2 protein-coding genes are annotated in these 1,313 nt (G+C 64.8%); one reads left to right on the top strand and one right to left on the bottom strand.

The window, feature by feature from the left end:
• Window positions 1-509 (top strand): response regulator (locus AC1D15_RS32710; protein WP_477829339.1); only part of this gene is annotated, 509 nt, incomplete at its 5' end.
• Window positions 510-551: 42 nt separating this feature from the next.
• On the opposite strand, the gene AC1D15_RS32705 is transcribed toward AC1D15_RS32710, so the two are convergent.
• On the bottom strand, window positions 552-1,139 hold the full coding sequence (locus AC1D15_RS32705; RefSeq protein WP_477829338.1) for a hypothetical protein: 588 nt from the start codon (window positions 1,137-1,139) through the stop codon (window positions 552-554).
• Window positions 1,140-1,313 lie beyond the last annotated feature (174 nt).

Raw genomic sequence — 1,313 nt, 5'->3', positions numbered from 1 at the left:
CGCTGCAGCCCGACGTGCTGGTGACGGATCTGGCGATGCCCGGAGGCGGGGGGCTGGAGGTGCTGCGCCGCGTGCTGCTGCGCGACGCGCAGGCGCGGCTGTTGGTGTTCAGCATGCATGACGCGCCGGTGCTGGTGCGGCGTGCGCTGCAGGCCGGCGCGCGGGGTTTCCTGACGAAGGCGAGTGCGCCGGAGTGCCTGGTGGATGCGGTGCGCGAACTGCATGCGGGGCGCCGGTACCTGGGCCGCGAGCTGCCGCCCGGTTTGCTCGAACGCGACCCGCACGACGAGGCCGGCCGGCTGGCCGAGTTGAGCGCACGCGAGTTCGAGGTGTTCCGGCTGCTCGCGCAAGGCCACTCGGCCGGCGAATGCGCCGAGGCGCTGAAGCTGAGTCCGAAGACCGTGGCGAACCTGCAGACGGCGATCAAGGAGAAGCTCGGTGTGGCGACCTCGGCGGCGCTGGTGCACCTGGCGATACGGCATCAGGTGATCAGTACGGCGGGGGTTTAGTGGGAGCGCGGCTTCTGTCTCAGGCCGCAGAGACAGGTGGTGCTATGTCGCAAGCACGCGAGCCGCGGTGAGATCTCCGGCTGCTCTGAGTGCCGCCAGCTTGATTCCAAGCTTCGCCGACATCTCATCGAGGATTGCGAGGGTCAGGCGCTCACCTATCAATCGCTGCGAGTAGCGCGATGTGTCTTCAAAGGGCAGCGGGATGCCACGATTGACGAAATGCCATCCATCGTCCTCCTTCCATGCGTGGACGCGCCGGACCGATGCCCCTCCACGGAAGAACTCGAAGGCTGTAGATGGATGGTGTGAGTCAGCCAGGTCGGCACTGATGAACAGGGCTTCCAGTTGAGAGTGGTTCCTCGTCATCGCATTGACGAGGGTGTACCACCCGTCATCCATGCGACTGACGAAACCAGTCCACGCGTCGCATTCGGGTGAGCTGAAAAAGAGACCGCCAGGCGCGCCATCGCGGGCCGGCAACTCATGCAGGACTGCATCAAGGCCTTGCGCAGGAGGCAGGTCGCGCCAGCGAGCGGGAATGCTCCTCGAAGCAAGAACGGCTTGAGCCGCAACGCACGAATCCTCCATCCTGGCGTGGAAGAAGGCGATGACCAAGCGGGCTGATTTCATGTGCCGTTCAGGGGTGGGGTGTGCCGAATTGATCTATCGCGTTCGGGTCATCGGTCATTCTCCGCGATGCAATCGGTGATCGAGCGCGTCGCAGATGATCGGTCCGTGCAGGAGCTTCACAGGGCTTCGCGACGCATGACTGCTATCCCGGCAACTCCGCAGAACACCAGGGCA

The sequence above is a fragment of the Rhizobacter sp. P2_H2 genome (assembly GCF_056403375.1).
This window is presented reverse-complemented; position numbering and strand designations above follow the sequence as displayed.